This window comes from Bradyrhizobium sp. URHD0069, assembly GCF_000701345.1.
In the GTDB taxonomy this organism is placed as follows: domain Bacteria; phylum Pseudomonadota; class Alphaproteobacteria; order Rhizobiales; family Xanthobacteraceae; genus Bradyrhizobium.
In genome coordinates, this window is record NZ_JNIJ01000032.1 from 69092 (window position 1) to 84469 (window position 15378).

Here is a 15378-nt window from a genome sequence, read left to right on the forward strand (position 1 = left end):
CTTTCATCATCGACATTGGTGGTTATGGGTCCATGCGTTCGCAAAGACGACGAGAGTCAATTTAGTTAGACCCCCTCCGCCACCACCATGTAGTTCACGTCCATGTCGGCGGAGAGGCTCCAGTGGTCCGCGAACGGGCTGTAGACCACGCCGGCCTGTTCGGTGATGGCGAGCTCGTTGTTGTGCAGATGATGCGCAAGTTCGTCGGGGGTAACGAACTTGTCCCATTGATGGGTGCCGCGCGGCAGCCAGCGCAAGACATATTCCGCGCCGACGATGGCGAGCGCAAAGCTCTTCCAATTGCGGTTGATCGTCGAGATCACCATCAGTCCGCCCGGCTTCAGCATCGCGGCGCAGCGATTGAGGAACATGCCGACATCGGTGACGTGCTCGATCACTTCCATCGCCAGCACAACGTCGAAGCGTTCCCGCCCGTCCATCTGCTCGACGGTGGTGCAGCGATAGTCGATCGACAGGTGCCCCTTGTCGGCATGCAGCCGCGCCGCCGCGATATTGCTGGCGGAGGGATCGATGCCGATCACCTGCGCGCCGAGCCGCGTGAACGGCTCGCACAACAGGCCGGCGCCGCAGCCGATATCGAGGATGCGCAGGCCGGAAAGGCAATTCAGGCTTTTGACGTTGCGCTCGAACTTGCGGCAGGCGGCGTCACGAATATAGGTCAGGCGCAGCGGATTGATCTTGTGCAGCGGCGCCATCTTGCCATGGGGGTCCCACCATTCGTCCGACAGTTTCGAGAACTTCGCGACCTCAGCGGGGTCGACCGTGGACGCCGGGGCACCAGAAAAGTTTGCGGAAGAATTTTGCTGCATGGCCATGGATTGCGCGCCGCTCCTATCGCGCGGTGATGTAGTTGCGGAAATCGAGCGGCGAGGCAATGGTGCGGATGGTTTCCTTGCCCTCGCCGACGCCGAGGATGGTCACATCGCCGTAGTTGAGGATGCGGCCGAGAATGCTCTGGTTGACATCGACGCTCTCGACCTTGTCGAGACTCATTTCGAAGGTGCGGCGCTTGATGAACCCGGTCTTGTGGACAACGCGCAGATTGGTGACGTCGGTCTCGGTGGTCCAGCGGTGGAACCAGGCCTTCGCGGTCCAGTAAAGCGCCACGATCGCGACCACCGCCGCGGCCGACAGGCACAACAGGACGACACCCTCGGTGGTGGTTAACCGCGACAGGATGAACAGGAGGATGGCCACGATCCAGGCCGCAATCGCCGGCAAGTAAAATATCCAGTGTGCGTTGGTCGAATACAGCACCTTCTCGCCGGGCTGCAGGATGTCGTCGATATAGCGCCCCATACATTCAGCCTCAACTACCCAACACCGCCAACACCGCACAGTCCCGCAACGCGTGGGGGATAGCCGGGAAGCCGGTTGCTTGCCCGAAACGGCGCCGCTATGTATACGCGCCTTTTGGCCCGCACGCTTCCCGTTTCGGTGTGGGCCACATTACTTAACCTGTCAGGGAATGCACCAGTCGTCATGGGCCGCCTCGTGATGAAATTCGGCGGCACATCCGTCGCCAATATCGACCGTATCCGCAACGTCGCGCGGCATGTAAAGCGCGAGGTCGATGCCGGCCATGACGTCGCCGTGGTGGTGTCCGCGATGGCCGGCAAGACCAATGAACTGGTGGAATGGTGCCGCGACGCCTCGCCGATGCATGATGCGCGCGAATATGATGCCGTGGTGGCCTCCGGCGAACAGATCACCGCCGGGCTGCTGGCGATTGTGCTGCAAGGGCTCGGCATTCAGGCGCGCTCCTGGCAGGGCTGGCAGATCCCGATCAGGACCAGCGACGCCCACGCCTCGGCGCGGATTCTCGAGATCGACGGCTCGGAGCTGATCAACCGGTTCAAGGAGCGCAAGGAAGTCGCTGTCGTCGCCGGCTTCCAGGGCATCTATCCGCACACCGGGCGAATCACCACGCTCGGGCGCGGTGGTTCCGACACCTCGGCGGTGGCGATTGCGGCTGCCATTCATGCCGACCGCTGTGATATCTACACCGACGTTGACGGCGTCTATACTACTGATCCGCGCGTGGTTCCGAAGGCGCGCAGGCTCGACAAGATCGCGTTCGAGGACATGCTGGAACTGGCCTCGCAGGGTGCCAAGGTGCTGCAGGTGCGCTCCGTGGAACTCGGCATGGTGCACAACATGCCGGTGTTCGTCCGTTCCAGCTTCGACAAGCCCGAAGACATCGATCCGCGCGGCACGCCGCCGGGCACGCTGATCTGCAGCGAGGAGGAAATCATGGAAAACCACGTGGTCACCGGCATCGCCTTTTCCAAGGATGAAGCCCAGATTTCCGTCCGCCAGATCCAGGACAAGCCGGGCGTCGCCGCCGCGATCTTCGGCCCGTTGGCGGACGCCAATATCAACGTCGACATGATCGTGCAGAACGTCTCGGAGGACGGCGCCACCACCGACCTCACCTTCACCGTGCCGGCCTCGGACTACACCCGCGCCCGCGATACCATCACCGGCGCCAAGGCCAGAATCGGCTATGCGCGGCTCGATAGCGCCACCGACGTCGCGAAAGTCTCGGTGATCGGCAGCGGCATGCGCAGCCATGCCGGTGTGGCTGCGCAAGCGTTTGCAGCGCTGGCCGGGCGCAATATCAACATCCGCGCCATCACCACCTCCGAAATCAAATTTTCGGTACTGATCGACGCCGCCTATACCGAACTGGCGGTGCGTACGCTGCACACGCTCTATGGGCTCGATCAGGTTTAAAAAAGATTTTTTCTTAGCACCCGCAGCATCAGGCTGGCGGAGACGTTATCGTCTCTGGCAGGCGTTTTGCTTGGCAAAACAAGCCCTGATTCGCTATACGGCCTGATGGGTGGGCTGCCGCAAACTGTGCCACAGTTTTGGCTATCCTGATTCGGCCCGTACCAGGGCTGGCGACGGCGCCGAATGAATAAAATTGTAGGTTTTCTTGAGCTTAGCGCCAGCTGCCGGCCACCCGGCACGCTGGCTTCACGGAGGAGGATACCAGCACATGCGGAGCGCGTCGGGAGGCCCCCGCGTCTTGCTGAGACGGCTTCGCGAAACCATGGCGGAGCAGGTCAGCGCTCAGGAACGATTGGACAAGATCGTGGTGCTGATCGCTGCCAATATGGTGGCAGAGGTCTGCTCGACCTATGTGCTGCGCGTCGATAACACGCTCGAACTCTACGCCACCGAGGGTCTTAACCGCGATGCCGTGCACAGGACCGTCCTCAGCGCGCATGAGGGCCTGGTCGGCTTGGTGGCGAGCGAGGCGACCCCGCTCAACCTGAGCGACGCGCAAAACCATCCGGCGTTCTCGTTCCGCCCGGAGACCGGCGAAGAAATCTATCACTCATTCCTCGGCGTTCCGATTCTGCGCGCCGGCAATACGCTTGGCGTTCTGGTGGTGCAGAACCGCGCCAAGCGCACCTATGTCGAGGAAGAGGTCGAGGCGCTGCAGACCACCGCGATGGTGCTGGCGGAGATGATCGCCTCAGGCGAATTGTCCTCGCTGGCGCAGCCCGGCGCCGAGCCCGCCGCGCGGCATTCGCTGCACAAGACCGGCGCGATCCTGTCCGACGGCATCGCGCTGGGCCATGTGGTGCTGCACGAGCCGCGCGTCGTCATCACCAATTACATCGCCGAGGACCTGCCCAAGGAGCTCAAACGGCTCGACATGGCGTTGGCGAAACTGCGCGGCGACCTCGACCGCATGCTGGAGCGCGGCGACGTCGCCGACGGCGGCGAGCACCGCGACGTGCTGGAAGCCTACCGGATGTTCGCCAACGATCACGGCTGGTCGCACAAGCTGCACGAGGCGGTTGCCACCGGCCTCACCGCGGAGGCCGCCGTCGAGCGCGTGCAGTCGGACACCCGCGCGCGCATGCTGCGTTCCACCGACCCCTATCTCCGCGACCGCCTGCACGACCTCGAAGACCTGGGTCATCGGCTGATGCGGCAATTGGTGGGGCAGGACCACGCGCCTTCCCGGGAGCAGCTGCCCGACAACGCCATCCTGATCGCGCGCGCGATGGGGCCCGCCGCGCTGCTCGACTATGATCGCAAGCGCCTGCGCGGGCTGGTGCTGGAGGAAGGCACCGCCAACTCCCACGTCTCGATCGTGGCGCGCGCGCTCGGCATCCCTGCGGTCGGCGAAGTACCGAACGCGCCGGGCATTGCCGATCCCGGCGATGCCATCATCGTTGATGGCACCTCGGGCTCGATCTACGTCCGCCCATCCGCTGAAATCGAATCGGCCTATGCGGAACGGGTGCGATTTCGGGCTCGGCGGCAGGCGCAGTATTCGGCGCTGCGCGACAGGCCCTGCGTGACCAAGGACGGCCAGCCGATCGAACTGATGATCAATGCCGGCCTCGCCATCGATCTGCCGCATATCGACGACACCGGCAGCGCCGGCATCGGCCTGTTTCGGACCGAACTGCAGTTCATGGTCGGCCAGAGCCTGCCGCGCACCAGCGACCAACTCGCGCTCTATCGCGCGGTGCTGGATGCCGCCGGCTCCAAGCCCGTGTGTTTCCGGACGCTCGATATCGGCGGCGACAAGGCGCTGCCCTATATGGAAACCGTGATCGAGGAAAATCCCGCGCTCGGCTGGCGCGCGATCCGGCTCGGCCTCGATCGGCCCGGGCTATTGCGCGGCCAGATCCGCGCGCTGCTGCGCGCCGGCGGCGGCCGTGCGTTGCGCATCATGTTCCCGATGATTACCGAAGTTGCCGAATTCGATGCCGCCAAGGGGATGGTCGAGCGCGAACTGACCTATCTGCGTCAGCATGGCCATGCGCTGCCGGAACGCATCGACGTCGGAACCATGGTTGAAGTGCCGGCGCTGCTCTATCAGCTCGACGAGCTCTTGAGAAAAGTCGATTTTCTTTCGGTCGGATCCAACGACCTGTTTCAGTTTCTGTTTGCGGTGGATCGCGGCAATGCCAAGGTGTCGGAACGGTTCGATACCATGTCGGCGCCCATTTTAAGGGCGTTGCGCGACATCGTTCAGAAGGCCAGTGCGGCGAAGAAATCCGCCTCGCTATGCGGCGAGATGGCGTCAAAACCGATTGGCGCCCTGGCGCTGATCGCACTCGGTTACCGATCGCTATCGCTGTCGGCGACCGGGCACGGGCCGGTCAAGGCGATGATCCTCGACCTCGACGCCAAGAAAGCCGAAGCGATGATGGCGCCGCTGCTCGACGCGCCGTCCGGCAGCGTGTCGATCCGGCAGAAGCTGACGGAATTTGCCGAAGCCGAGGGGCTGGCGTTGTAGCGGCGCTCTGTCCGCACAGCGCCCGCTCCCACTTCGCAATTCGAGACGTAATCATGTCGATGCTCCCTGAGGCCAAACTTGATATTCTGCTGGCGCACCATGCCTCGCTCGAGGCGGAGTTGCTCGGCCAGGTGAACTCCGAGAACTACGTGCGGATCACCCGCGAACTCTCCGAGCTCAACCCGCTGATCGATGCCATCAAGGCCTACCGCGCCACCGAGAAGGAGATCGCGGATATCGATGCGCTGATCGCCGATCCCGCAACCGAGCCGGAGATGCGCGGCATGGCGGAGTCCGAGCGCGAAACGCTCGCTGCGCGCGGCGTCGACCTGGCGCAGCAGATCCGCGTGGCGCTGTTGCCCAAGGACGCCATGGACGAGCGCAACGTGGTGCTGGAAATCCGCGCCGGCACCGGCGGCGACGAGGCTTCACTCTTTGCGGGTGACCTGTTCCGGATGTACGAGCGCTTCGCGAGCTTGCAGGGCTGGAAGGTCGAGGTGATCTCCGCCAGCGAAGGCACCATGGGCGGCTTCAAGGAAATCATCGTCGAGGTGAAGGGCCGCGGCGCGTTCGCCAAACTGAAGTTCGAATCCGGCGTGCACCGGGTGCAGCGCGTGCCCGACACCGAAACGCAAGGCCGCATCCACACCTCTGCAGCGACGGTCGCTGTGCTGCCGGAGGTCGAGGACGTCGACGTCGAGATCAAGAACGATGATCTGCGGATCGAGACCATGCGCTCGCAGGGCGCCGGCGGCCAGCACGTCAACAAGACGGAATCCGCGATCCGCATTACCCACATTCCGACCGGCATCGTGGTGAATATGCAGGACAGCCGTTCGCAGCACAAAAACCGGGCGTCGGCCATGAACATCCTGCGCTCCCGCATCTACGACGCCGAGCGTCAGCGCATCGATGCGGCACGCTCGGCGGATCGCCGCGAAAAGGTCGGATCCGGGGATCGCTCCGAGCGCATCCGCACCTATAATTTTCCGCAAGGTCGCGTCACCGATCACCGCATCAACCTGACGCTCTACAAGCTTCCGCAGGTGATGTCCGGCGAAGCGCTTGGCGAACTGGTCGACGCGCTGACGACGGAGCACCAGGCAGCCCAACTCGCCGCCCAGGGTGCCGCAGCGTGAGCGATCCCCGCTCGTCGTCCCTGCGAAAGCAGGGACCCATCACCACAGGCGCTCGTTGTTGCGGAAGGTGCCAACCTCCATCGCTTAAATCGAGAAGTCACGGCGTATGGGTCCCTGCTTTCGCAGGGACGACGCTGAAATTGTTGAAGCGCCTCGTTCGTGGCGAGCACACCGCGTGACCGAATCCCTCGCCGGACAAACCGTTGAAGCGGCGCGACGAGCGCTCACGGCGCGGTTCAAATCGAACGGCATCGACTCCGCCGAACTCGACGCGCGGATGCTGGTCGGCGCGGTGCTGGGTCTCGATCTTACCGGCATGATCGCGGCGGCGCGCCGGCTTCTCACATCAGATGAATCGATCCGCCTCGAAGATTTCGCGCGCCGCCGCCTTGCAGGCGAGCCGGTCGCCCGCATTCTCGGGCTCAAGGAATTCTGGGGGCTGTCATTGCAACTCTCCGCCGCGACGCTGGTGCCGAGGCCTGATACCGAAACGGTAGTCGAGCTGGCTCTGGAAATGCTGCGTGCCGAGCCTGATCCTGCTCGCCGGTTACGCGTCGTCGACATCGGCACCGGCTCAGGCGCGATTCTGTTGGCGCTATTATCCGAACTGCCTGACGCGGAGGGAATCGGCACCGACATCAGCGTGGCGGCGTTACAAACGGCAAGCAGCAATGCCGCGCATTTGGGGTTCGCGCCGCGTGCGACGTTCGTCGCCTGCAACTATGCGGCGGCGCTTTCAGGTCCATTCGATCTGGTTGTGTCGAACCCGCCCTATATCCGCTCGGCGGAGATCGCCGGTCTCGCAACCGAGGTCCGCAATCACGATCCGCTTCAGGCCCTGGACGGCGGCGCGGACGGACTTGACGCCTATCGCGTCCTCATTGCACAAGCCGCGCGGCTGCTTGCGCAGCGGGGCGCGCTCGTCGTGGAGGTCGGGCACGGCCAAAGCGGCGATATTGAACGTTTGATGACGGCGGCGGGGCTGAAGCTTCAACGGCCTCCCAAAGCCGATCTGGCCGGTATCCGGCGCGCCGTCGCGGGCCGAAAAATGCCCCCATAAAGCCGGATTAGAATGCAAAAAACCACTTGGAATATTCCCCCGGAGCGACTACGTTCCCGTCACAACGTCGGTGCAGGGTTGGTGGCCCCGTAGATGCTACGGGTGGAGGCCAGAGGTCTCAAAGCGAGAGCCCGCCCCGAGCGAAAGGTTCCTGAACGCAGGTCTGGTTGAGCGCGATGGCTATAGAGAGCTGAGCTGCTTCCGACCGCAAAGCGAACGAAAGCCTGATATTGCGCTTGAAAGATCACGCGAAAAACCTGTGCTTGTTTCGGCAGGCGGAATGATTTGGTACAGCCAGCGCCGTCCGCTGGACTGTAGGGGAGCGCGTCTTTGTTGACCGCGAGGTACGGCAAAATCTGTGTGGATTCGGACTGCACTGGGATTTGGTGCGCGTGACGCGTGCCGGATCGGATTAAGTGACTACGAAGACGACCATCAAGGCTGGTAACTCAAGGCTGAAAACTCAAAGTTGGTAACTTCAGGGCTGGAATAAAGGCGAGACATGAGAAACGGTCAGAACAACAACAAGCGGATGCGTAACCGAAACAATAACAATAACAATAACAACAACAACCGGCGCGGCCAGAACCCGATGACCCGGGTGTTTGAGTCCAACGGACCCGACATCAAGATCCGCGGCACCGCATCCCACGTTGCGGAAAAGTATGTGCAGCTCGCGCGCGACGCGCGCTCTTCCGGCGACCCGGTAGCCGCCGAGAACTACTACCAGCATGCCGAACACTATTTCCGCCTGATCGCCGCCGCCCAGGAGCAGTTCCGTCAGAACCAGCCGCAGCCGCGCACCGACAATGAAATGGCCACGGAAGACGGCGACGACGACAGCGAAAGCTTTTCGAATTTCGGTCAGGAGCCCGGCTTCGTGCCGGCGCAGCCGCAGCCGTTCGTACCGCGCGATAACAGTCAGCGTGACGGCCAACCCTACCAGCCCCCCCGCGACCAGCATCAGTCTCGCGAGCATTCCAACCATCGCGAGCATCGCCCGCAGCCGCAGTTTCAACCGCAGCCCCAGCCCCAGCCCCAGCCGGTAGTCCCGGATAACGTTAGCGTCGATCGCCTGCCGTCCTTCATCACCGGACCGCAGCCACAGATCAATGGCGGCCAGGCCGGCTTCGAGGGCAATGGCGGCGAGCGCGAGCGCTTCCCACGGCGTCGGCGCCGGCCGCATGGCCCGCGTCCCGAAGGCATGGCCGCACCGGCCGCGCCGAGCGACGATTTCAATCCGGGGAACGAGTAACCTGCCCGGGATGGGCAAAGCGAAGCGTGCCCACCCACCGAGTTGATATTGTCATCGACGAAAGTAGTGAGCACGGCCCAAGAACGCCTTTGCCCACCCGCCTTTGCACACCCTATGAAACTGCAAACTACGAAGCATCATCCCGCTGCAGGGGCGAGGGCACCAGCGCCGGCTCCAGCGCCGGAATCAGCCGCGTGCGTTCGCGGTGCGCGGGGATCGCACGATAGACCTGCTTGGTAGCTTCCACGATATGCACGCCGGCGAACGGCAGCGACAACGCCGCGCCGACGCGCTCCCACGCCATTGCGGAGCGCAGGAACCAGCCGCCGGCGACCGGCGGCATGAACAGTGCTTCCCCCCATCCCGTCGGCGTGAACCAGGTCTGCCGCAGCAGCTGCGTGATCTGTGAGCGCGAATACGGCCGGCCGTGACCGAACGGCGTGGTGTCGGTGCGCGTCCACACCCCGCGCCGGTTCGGGATAACCGCCATCACGCGGCCGGACGGCGCCAGCACCCGCCACACTTCGCGCAGCAAGCCTTCGGGATCGTCCGACATTTCCAGCGCATGAACCAAGAGGATGCGGTCGACGGCCGCGTCCGGCAGCGGCAGCGAAAATTCATCGACCAGGGTTGCAAGCGTCGGCCGCGCGGTCGGCCATTTCAGCACGCCCTGCGCCGCCGGCATGAAGGCGATACAGCGCTCCGAGTCCTCGCGAAACAAGCCGAGATAGGGCGTAGGATAGCCGAGGCCGAGCACCCGCTGACCCTGCGCGCTCGGCCAGCGCGCGTGAATGCCGCGATTGATCAGCCGCCGCGCCACGATGCCGAGGCGCTGCGAATAAAAATCGCGGAGGTCGATGACATCGATGGTCATGGGCTTAATGTAACACGCTGACAGGCTTCCATGGGCCCTGAATATCGCATTGCGTATCAAGCGTTAACGCCATATTTCATAGCTATATGACGCGTTGCTGGGGCTGCCGCCTAGCCTTGACCACGGAGATATCATGGCCGCCGAAATTCGCCTGTTCCCCTGCCTCACCGACAATGTCGGCTACCTGATTCACGACCCCGCGACCAAGGCGACCGCCTCGATCGACGCGCCGGAAGCTGCGCCGATCATCAGCGCGCTGGAGCGGGAGGGTTGGACCCTGACCGATATTCTAGTCACCCATCATCATGGCGACCATGTCGGCGGCATCGCCGAGCTGAAGCAGAAATACGGCTGTCGGGTGGTCGGGCCGCACGATAAGTCGGCAAAGATCGCAAACGTCGACCTGCGCGTCGGCCAAGGCGACGTCGTCAAGGTCGGGAGCCTTTTGGCGCGGGTGCTGGAAACACCGGGCCACACCCTCGACCACATCAGCTACGTGTTCGACAGCGAGAAGGCGCTGTTCGCCGCCGACACCCTGTTCTCGATCGGATGCGGACGCGTGTTCGAGGGAACCTATCCAATGATGTGGAACTCGCTGCTCAAGCTGCGCGCCCTGCCCGACGATTTCAAGCTCTACTGCGGCCATGAATATACCGCCGCCAACGTCAAATTCGCGCTTACCATCGAGCCCGATAATGCCGCGCTGAAAGCGCGCGCCGAGGAAGTCAAGCGGCTGCGCGCCGACAACAAGCCGACGATCCCAACGCTGCTTGGCGAAGAAAAGAAGGCCAATGTGTTCCTGCGCGCCGACGAACCCTCGGTCGCGGCCAGCGTACGGATGAAAGGCAGGAGCGCCGACGAAGTGTTCGGCGAATTGCGCGAACGCAAGAACAAATCCTGATGGGTTTCGGGTCGACCGCCGCCGAGATCATCGCGCGGCTCGAATTGCAGCCGCATCCGGAAGGCGGGCACTATCGCGAGACGTTTCGCGACCCACGGCTTGATGCCAACGGACGCGCGCTGTCGACTGCGATCTATTTCCTGCTGGCGCGCAATGAGCGCTCACATTGGCATCGCATCGATGCGGTGGAGATCTGGCATTATTACGCAGGCCATGCGCTGAGCCTGCAAATCGCCGATGATAGCGGCCAGCACAGCGTCAGGCTCGGTCCCGATCTCGCCGCGGGCGAAGTGCCGCAGGCGATCGTACCCGCGCAGGCATGGCAGGCCGCCGAAAGCACCGGGGACTGGACGCTGGTGGGCTGCACCGTCGCACCCGGTTTTGATTTTGCCAAATTCGAAATGGCACCTGACGGATGGGCGCCGGCAAGTAATTCGTAGATCGGCGGGGTGGGCACGCTCCGCTTTGCCTCCGCTATCTACGAAGATTTCTTCCGAAGCATATCCTTCGCCGCGATCAAGCCGCCGCCGGCGATCAGCACGGCGGCGACCGCGATGCTCACGCTGGGTTTGGCAAATCCCGCCATCATCAGGAACGCGGTCGAAAGCAGCGGCGTCGCGTAGGACGCAGCACCGAGCACGCGGATGTCGCCGCGCTTCATGCCGATATCCCAGGCGTAAAATGCAGCCCCCACGGGTCCGATGCCGAGCGCAAGGATCGCGAGCCACTGCGCCGCGCTATCCGGCCAGACCGTGACCTCGATCGTCCCATGCACGATGGCGGCGAGCACCGCGGTCGCAAGGCAAAAGCCTGCCACGGCATCGGTCGGAATCGATTTGAGCTTGCGCGACATCACCGAATAAGCCGCCCACACGAACGCCGCGACGAACGCCGCGATCAATCCGGGCACCTGACCGGGCGCGAAACCGCCGCCGCTATTGCCTGCAAACAACAGCACCGTGCCGGCGAGCCCGAGCACGGCCCCGATGATATGATGCGGCGCCAGCCGTTCGCCCGGCAGCAGCGACGAGAACAGCACGATCAACAGCGGCCAGAGATAATTCAATAAGCCGGCTTCGGCCGGAGGCGCAAAGCGCAGCGCCAGGAAATACAGCGCGTGGTACCCGAACAGCCCGCCGACGCCGACGATCCATGCCAGTGGCGGCTGCCGCACGGCCCGAACCGCATTCGGGCGCCCGATCCATGTCAGAAATCCCGTCAGCGCGCCGACCGCAAACGTCATCGCCGCCAGTTGGAATGCGGGAATTTTTCCGGTCGCCACCGTCAGCACGGCGAGCAGCGACCACATCAGGATCGCGGTCAGTCCGATCAGCGTGGCGGTGCGGGGGGGCATTGGTTCGTCATTGCCAGCCAACGGGTCGGCGCAAAACCGCCGCCCGATGACCGGCTCCTCGAAGCAATCCATCCATCGGGCATACCGACTGCTGGATGGCTCGTCTCAGGCGCTCTTCGCAATGACAGAAAGCAACAATCACGCGTGATACTGGCCGCCGTTCACCGTGAGCGTCGATCCCGTAATGAAGCCGGCGTCGTCGGCGGCGAGGAACACCACGCTTCGCGCGATCTCCTGCGGTTCGCCGAGCCGATTGACCGGAATCTGCGGCAGGATGGTCTTGTCGAGAACGTCCTTCGGTACCGCCTGGACCATTTCGGTGTTGATATAGCCGGGGCAGATTACGTTCACGGTGATGCCGCCCTTGGCATTCTCCAGCGCCAGCGCCTTGGTGAAGCCGATATCGCCGGCCTTGGCCGCCGAGTAATTCACCTGACCGAACTGGCCTTTTTGGCCGTTGACCGACGAGATATTGATGATGCGGCCGAACTTGCGCGCGCGCATGCCTTCGATCACCTGACGGGTCATGTTGAACAGCGAGCCGAGGTTGGTGTTGATGACGGCGTTCCACTGATCGAGCGTCATCTTGTGGAAGGCGGTATCCTTGGTGATACCGGCATTGTTGACAAGCACGTCGACCGGGCCAAGGTCGGCCTCGACCTTCTTGACACCCGCAACGCAAGCCTCGAACGAACTGACATCCCATTTATAGACGGGGATGCCGGTCTCGGCCTTGAAGCTTTCCGCCGCCGCATCATTGCCCGCGTAGGTAGCCGCAACCTTGTAGCCTGCAGCTTTCAGGGCTTTGCTGATCGCTGCGCCAATGCCCCGCGTCCCCCCCGTCACCAATGCAACACGTGCCATATCGAATCCTTCCCTTGGCTTTTTTGAACTACAATTTTTATGTAGCTTCGAATTGTATAGCTTCGAATAAAGCGGGCGGTTTGACGAACATCAAGAATAAAACGCCCGGCGTTAGCCGGGCGCTTCTTATTTAGCAATAATCGTTGCGGTTGCGAGATGATCTTTGCGCCATGCAGCGGCGCAATTAGTCGCGTGCAATGCACATCGCGATCCCCATACCGCCGCCGATGCACAAAGTGGCGAGGCCTTTCTTGGCGTCGCGCTTCTGCATCTCGTGCAGCAACGTCACCAGCACGCGCGCCCCGGAGGCGCCGACCGGATGGCCGAGCGCGATCGCGCCGCCATTGACGTTGACCTTGGAGGTATCCCAGCCGAGGTCCTTGTTGACCGCGCAGGCCTGTGCGGCGAAGGCTTCATTGGCCTCGATCAGATCGAGATCGGCGATGTTCCAGCCGGCCTTCTTCAGCGCGGCGCGCGACGCCGGGATCGGTCCGGTACCCATAATCTTGGGATCCACGCCGGCCTGGCCCCACGACACGATACGGGCCAGCACCTTCTTGCCTTCCTTGGCTGCCTGCTTCGCGCTCATCAGCACTACCGCGGCCGCACCGTCATTGATGCCCGACGCACTGCCGGCGGTGACGGTGCCTTCCTTCTCGAACGCCGGCTTGAGCTTGGCCATCGCATCGAGCGTCGCACCGTGGCGCGGATATTCGTCGGTGTCGACGACGATGTCGCCCTTGCGGGTCTTGATGGTGACCGGGACGATCTCGTCCTTGAACCTGCCGGCCTTCTGCGCGGCCTCGGCCTTGTTCTGCGACCGGACGGCGAATTCGTCCTGATGGGCGCGCGTGATCTGATACTGCCGGGCGACGTTCTCGGCGGTATTTCCCATGTGATAGCCGTTGAAGGCATCCCACAGGCCGTCCTTGATCATGGTGTCGACCAACTCAAGACCGCCCATCTTCACGCCGCCGCGGAGATATTGCGCGTGCGGGGCCATGCTCATGGATTCCTGGCCGCCGGCGACGACGATCTCGGAATCGCCATTGAGCAGCGCCTGATAGCCGAGCGCGACGGTGCGCAGGCCGGAGCCGCACAGCTGATTGACGCCCCAGGCCGGGCTCTCCACCGGAATGCCGGCGGCGATCGAGGCCTGACGGGCGGGGTTCTGGCCCTGGGCCGCGGTCAGGATCTGGCCCATGATCACCTCGGAGACGCGGCCTGGTTCGATGCCCGCGCGCTCCAGCGCGGCCTTGATGGCGACGGCGCCGAGATCGTGGGCCGGCGTGGTGGCGAACGCACCGTTGAAACTTCCGACCGGGGTGCGGGCGGCGCTGACGATGACGACATCGTCTGACATGGACATCTCCTGGGCTTGAGGGTCTTGGATGGCGGGCGCCGGATTGGCAGGCCAGTCTCTCGTCTCATCCTGTTAACGTCGTTGAGGCATGTCAATCGGTCATGGGACGAAAGTTACGCGGCAGCGCATTCAGAATGACGGTATTGGCACATTCCTGAGCAGTGCCTATGCTTTGCAATTAACCGTGCCTCACAAAACGGTAGCCGAACCTCATTGAAAATGCTTACTTTGCTGCGTTGCGTTGCTCGTCAGCCCGTCGCGGATGCCGTCGGGTTCCTTGTCCTCGGTGTGCATGTGTGAGCCCCATGGCGAAATCAGACCAACCCACCACGATCAAGAAATATGCAAACCGGCGGCTCTATAATACCGGTACCAGCACCTATGTGACGCTCGAGGACCTCGCGGCGATGGTGAAAGAGGGCGAGGACTTCCTCGTCTATGACGCCAAAACCGGCGACGACATCACCCGCTCGGTGCTGGCGCAGATCATTTTCGAACAGGAAAACAAGGCCGGCCAGAACCTGCTGCCGACCACCTTCCTGCGGCAGTTGATCCGATTCTACGGCGACAGCATGCAGATGGTGGTGCCGAAATATCTCGAACAATCGATCGACACGCTGACGCGCGAGCAGGAAAAATTCCGCAAGCAGTTGACAAACACCTTCAGCGGAACGCCGTTTGCGCCGCTGGAAGAACATGTTCGCCGCAACATGGAATTGTTTCAGCAGACATTCTCGATGTTCAAGCCGTTCGTGCCGCCGCGCAGCGGGACTCCTGCTGCGGCCGAGCCGGAAAAGACACCTGAGCCGGCACCTGAAGACAATATCGACGACCTTCGCCGTCAGATGAAGGAAATGCAGGACCGCCTCGAGCGAATGTCGAAAGAGACGAAGAAGGAGGAGTAGTTTTTCTTTCTCGTCGTCCTGGCGAAAGCGAAGCACGAATCTCTCAACAGGTCGTCCCGGCCACCGAGCCGGGACCCATATGTGGACGGCCCCCGTGCCACAAGAGTTCTTCAGGGTCTGATCGGATCGCTTGCATCCATATGTCCGGCCTGTTGATGCGGTGTGTTTTAGACCGCTGGCCAAGATGGTTTCCGCGACGCGAGCTCCAAACAGCCTCACGACCTTTCTTCGGCCAATGGGTCCCACGGACTGTCTCGCACCTCGGATCGATCGATCCTACCATCTGCTCCCCTCTTGCAGCTCCGGCTCAACCGGTGTGGCGAACGCCGACCGGCCGATCTCTCAAGCGGCGACTGCCGATGCGTCAAGC

General features: G+C 62.8%; 14 protein-coding genes. 8 read left to right on the top strand and 6 right to left on the bottom strand.

The window, feature by feature from the left end:
* Nucleotides 1–65 precede the first annotated feature (65 nt).
* Both ubiG and N554_RS0120010 read right to left on the bottom strand, forming a co-directional pair.
* Entirely contained in the window at nt 66–836 is a 771-nt protein-coding gene (ubiG, locus tag N554_RS0120005; protein WP_029585096.1) for a bifunctional 2-polyprenyl-6-hydroxyphenol methylase/3-demethylubiquinol 3-O-methyltransferase UbiG, read from the bottom strand.
* Between the two features lie 16 nt (nt 837–852).
* The gene (locus tag N554_RS0120010) at nt 853–1320 is read right to left on the bottom strand and encodes a PH domain-containing protein (protein ID WP_029585097.1); all 468 of its coding nucleotides are present in this window, start codon (nt 1318–1320) and stop codon (nt 853–855) included.
* A gap of 183 nt (nt 1321–1503) precedes the next feature.
* Between N554_RS0120010 and N554_RS0120015 the strand changes: the two genes are divergently transcribed.
* From N554_RS0120015 to N554_RS0120035, 5 genes are all read left to right on the top strand, one after another.
* A complete protein-coding gene (locus N554_RS0120015; protein ID WP_029585098.1) occupies nt 1504–2757 on the top strand; it encodes an aspartate kinase in 1254 nt (417 codons plus the stop codon).
* Between the two features lie 268 nt (nt 2758–3025).
* Nucleotides 3026–5293, top strand: a complete 2268-nt coding sequence (gene ptsP / locus N554_RS0120020) for a phosphoenolpyruvate--protein phosphotransferase (RefSeq protein ID WP_029585099.1) — start codon at nt 3026–3028, stop codon at nt 5291–5293.
* 53 nt (nt 5294–5346) lie between these two features.
* Nucleotides 5347–6432 (top strand): peptide chain release factor 1, encoded by a 1086-nt coding sequence (gene prfA, locus N554_RS0120025; protein ID WP_029585100.1) that lies wholly within the window; start codon nt 5347–5349, stop codon nt 6430–6432.
* Between the two features lie 175 nt (nt 6433–6607).
* Nucleotides 6608–7492, top strand: a complete 885-nt coding sequence (gene prmC / locus N554_RS0120030) for a peptide chain release factor N(5)-glutamine methyltransferase (RefSeq protein ID WP_029585101.1) — start codon at nt 6608–6610, stop codon at nt 7490–7492.
* A gap of 502 nt (nt 7493–7994) precedes the next feature.
* Complete coding sequence (locus tag N554_RS0120035; protein WP_029585102.1) at nt 7995–8747, top strand: DUF4167 domain-containing protein; 753 nt, start codon at nt 7995–7997, stop codon at nt 8745–8747.
* Between the two features lie 127 nt (nt 8748–8874).
* Here N554_RS0120035 and N554_RS0120040 read toward each other — a convergent pair whose 3' ends face one another.
* Nucleotides 8875–9621 (bottom strand): class I SAM-dependent methyltransferase, encoded by a 747-nt coding sequence (locus N554_RS0120040; protein ID WP_029585103.1) that lies wholly within the window; start codon nt 9619–9621, stop codon nt 8875–8877.
* Between the two features lie 133 nt (nt 9622–9754).
* Between N554_RS0120040 and gloB the strand changes: the two genes are divergently transcribed.
* Complete coding sequence (gloB, locus tag N554_RS0120045; protein ID WP_029585104.1) at nt 9755–10522, top strand: hydroxyacylglutathione hydrolase; 768 nt, start codon at nt 9755–9757, stop codon at nt 10520–10522.
* A complete protein-coding gene (locus tag N554_RS0120050; protein WP_029585105.1) occupies nt 10522–10962 on the top strand; it encodes a cupin domain-containing protein in 441 nt (146 codons plus the stop codon). Before gloB ends, N554_RS0120050 begins: the two co-directional genes overlap by 1 nt.
* 38 nt (nt 10963–11000) lie before the next feature.
* Here N554_RS0120050 and N554_RS0120055 read toward each other — a convergent pair whose 3' ends face one another.
* From N554_RS0120055 to N554_RS0120065, 3 genes are all read right to left on the bottom strand, one after another.
* Nucleotides 11001–11876, bottom strand: coding sequence for an aromatic amino acid exporter YddG (locus tag N554_RS0120055; RefSeq protein ID WP_029585106.1), 876 nt, complete (start codon nt 11874–11876; stop codon nt 11001–11003).
* 138 nt (nt 11877–12014) lie between these two features.
* Complete coding sequence (gene phbB / locus N554_RS0120060; RefSeq protein WP_029585107.1) at nt 12015–12740, bottom strand: acetoacetyl-CoA reductase; 726 nt, start codon at nt 12738–12740, stop codon at nt 12015–12017.
* 184 nt (nt 12741–12924) lie between these two features.
* Entirely contained in the window at nt 12925–14103 is a 1179-nt protein-coding gene (locus tag N554_RS0120065) for an acetyl-CoA C-acetyltransferase (protein WP_029585108.1), read from the bottom strand.
* Nucleotides 14104–14408: 305 nt separating this feature from the next.
* Here N554_RS0120065 and phaR point away from each other — a divergent pair, with 305 nt between their 5' ends.
* The gene (phaR, locus tag N554_RS0120070) at nt 14409–15008 is read left to right on the top strand and encodes a polyhydroxyalkanoate synthesis repressor PhaR (RefSeq protein WP_029585109.1); all 600 of its coding nucleotides are present in this window, start codon (nt 14409–14411) and stop codon (nt 15006–15008) included.
* The last annotated feature ends 370 nt before the right edge of the window (nt 15009–15378 follow it).

Coding starts and splice junctions, on each gene's coding strand:
- ubiG (WP_029585096.1), bottom strand. CDS start 836: ATGGCCATGCAGCAAAATTCTTCCGCAAACTTTTCTGGTGCCCCGGCG.
- N554_RS0120010 (WP_029585097.1), bottom strand. CDS start 1,320: ATGGGGCGCTATATCGACGACATCCTGCAGCCCGGCGAGAAGGTGCTG.
- N554_RS0120015 (WP_029585098.1), top strand. CDS start 1,504: ATGGGCCGCCTCGTGATGAAATTCGGCGGCACATCCGTCGCCAATATC.
- ptsP (WP_029585099.1), top strand. CDS start 3,026: ATGCGGAGCGCGTCGGGAGGCCCCCGCGTCTTGCTGAGACGGCTTCGC.
- prfA (WP_029585100.1), top strand. CDS start 5,347: ATGTCGATGCTCCCTGAGGCCAAACTTGATATTCTGCTGGCGCACCAT.
- N554_RS0120035 (WP_029585102.1), top strand. CDS start 7,995: ATGAGAAACGGTCAGAACAACAACAAGCGGATGCGTAACCGAAACAAT.
- N554_RS0120040 (WP_029585103.1), bottom strand. CDS start 9,621: ATGACCATCGATGTCATCGACCTCCGCGATTTTTATTCGCAGCGCCTC.
- gloB (WP_029585104.1), top strand. CDS start 9,755: ATGGCCGCCGAAATTCGCCTGTTCCCCTGCCTCACCGACAATGTCGGC.
- N554_RS0120050 (WP_029585105.1), top strand. CDS start 10,522: ATGGGTTTCGGGTCGACCGCCGCCGAGATCATCGCGCGGCTCGAATTG.
- N554_RS0120055 (WP_029585106.1), bottom strand. CDS start 11,876: ATGCCCCCCCGCACCGCCACGCTGATCGGACTGACCGCGATCCTGATG.
- phbB (WP_029585107.1), bottom strand. CDS start 12,740: ATGGCACGTGTTGCATTGGTGACGGGGGGGACGCGGGGCATTGGCGCA.
- N554_RS0120065 (WP_029585108.1), bottom strand. CDS start 14,103: ATGTCAGACGATGTCGTCATCGTCAGCGCCGCCCGCACCCCGGTCGGA.
- phaR (WP_029585109.1), top strand. CDS start 14,409: ATGGCGAAATCAGACCAACCCACCACGATCAAGAAATATGCAAACCGG.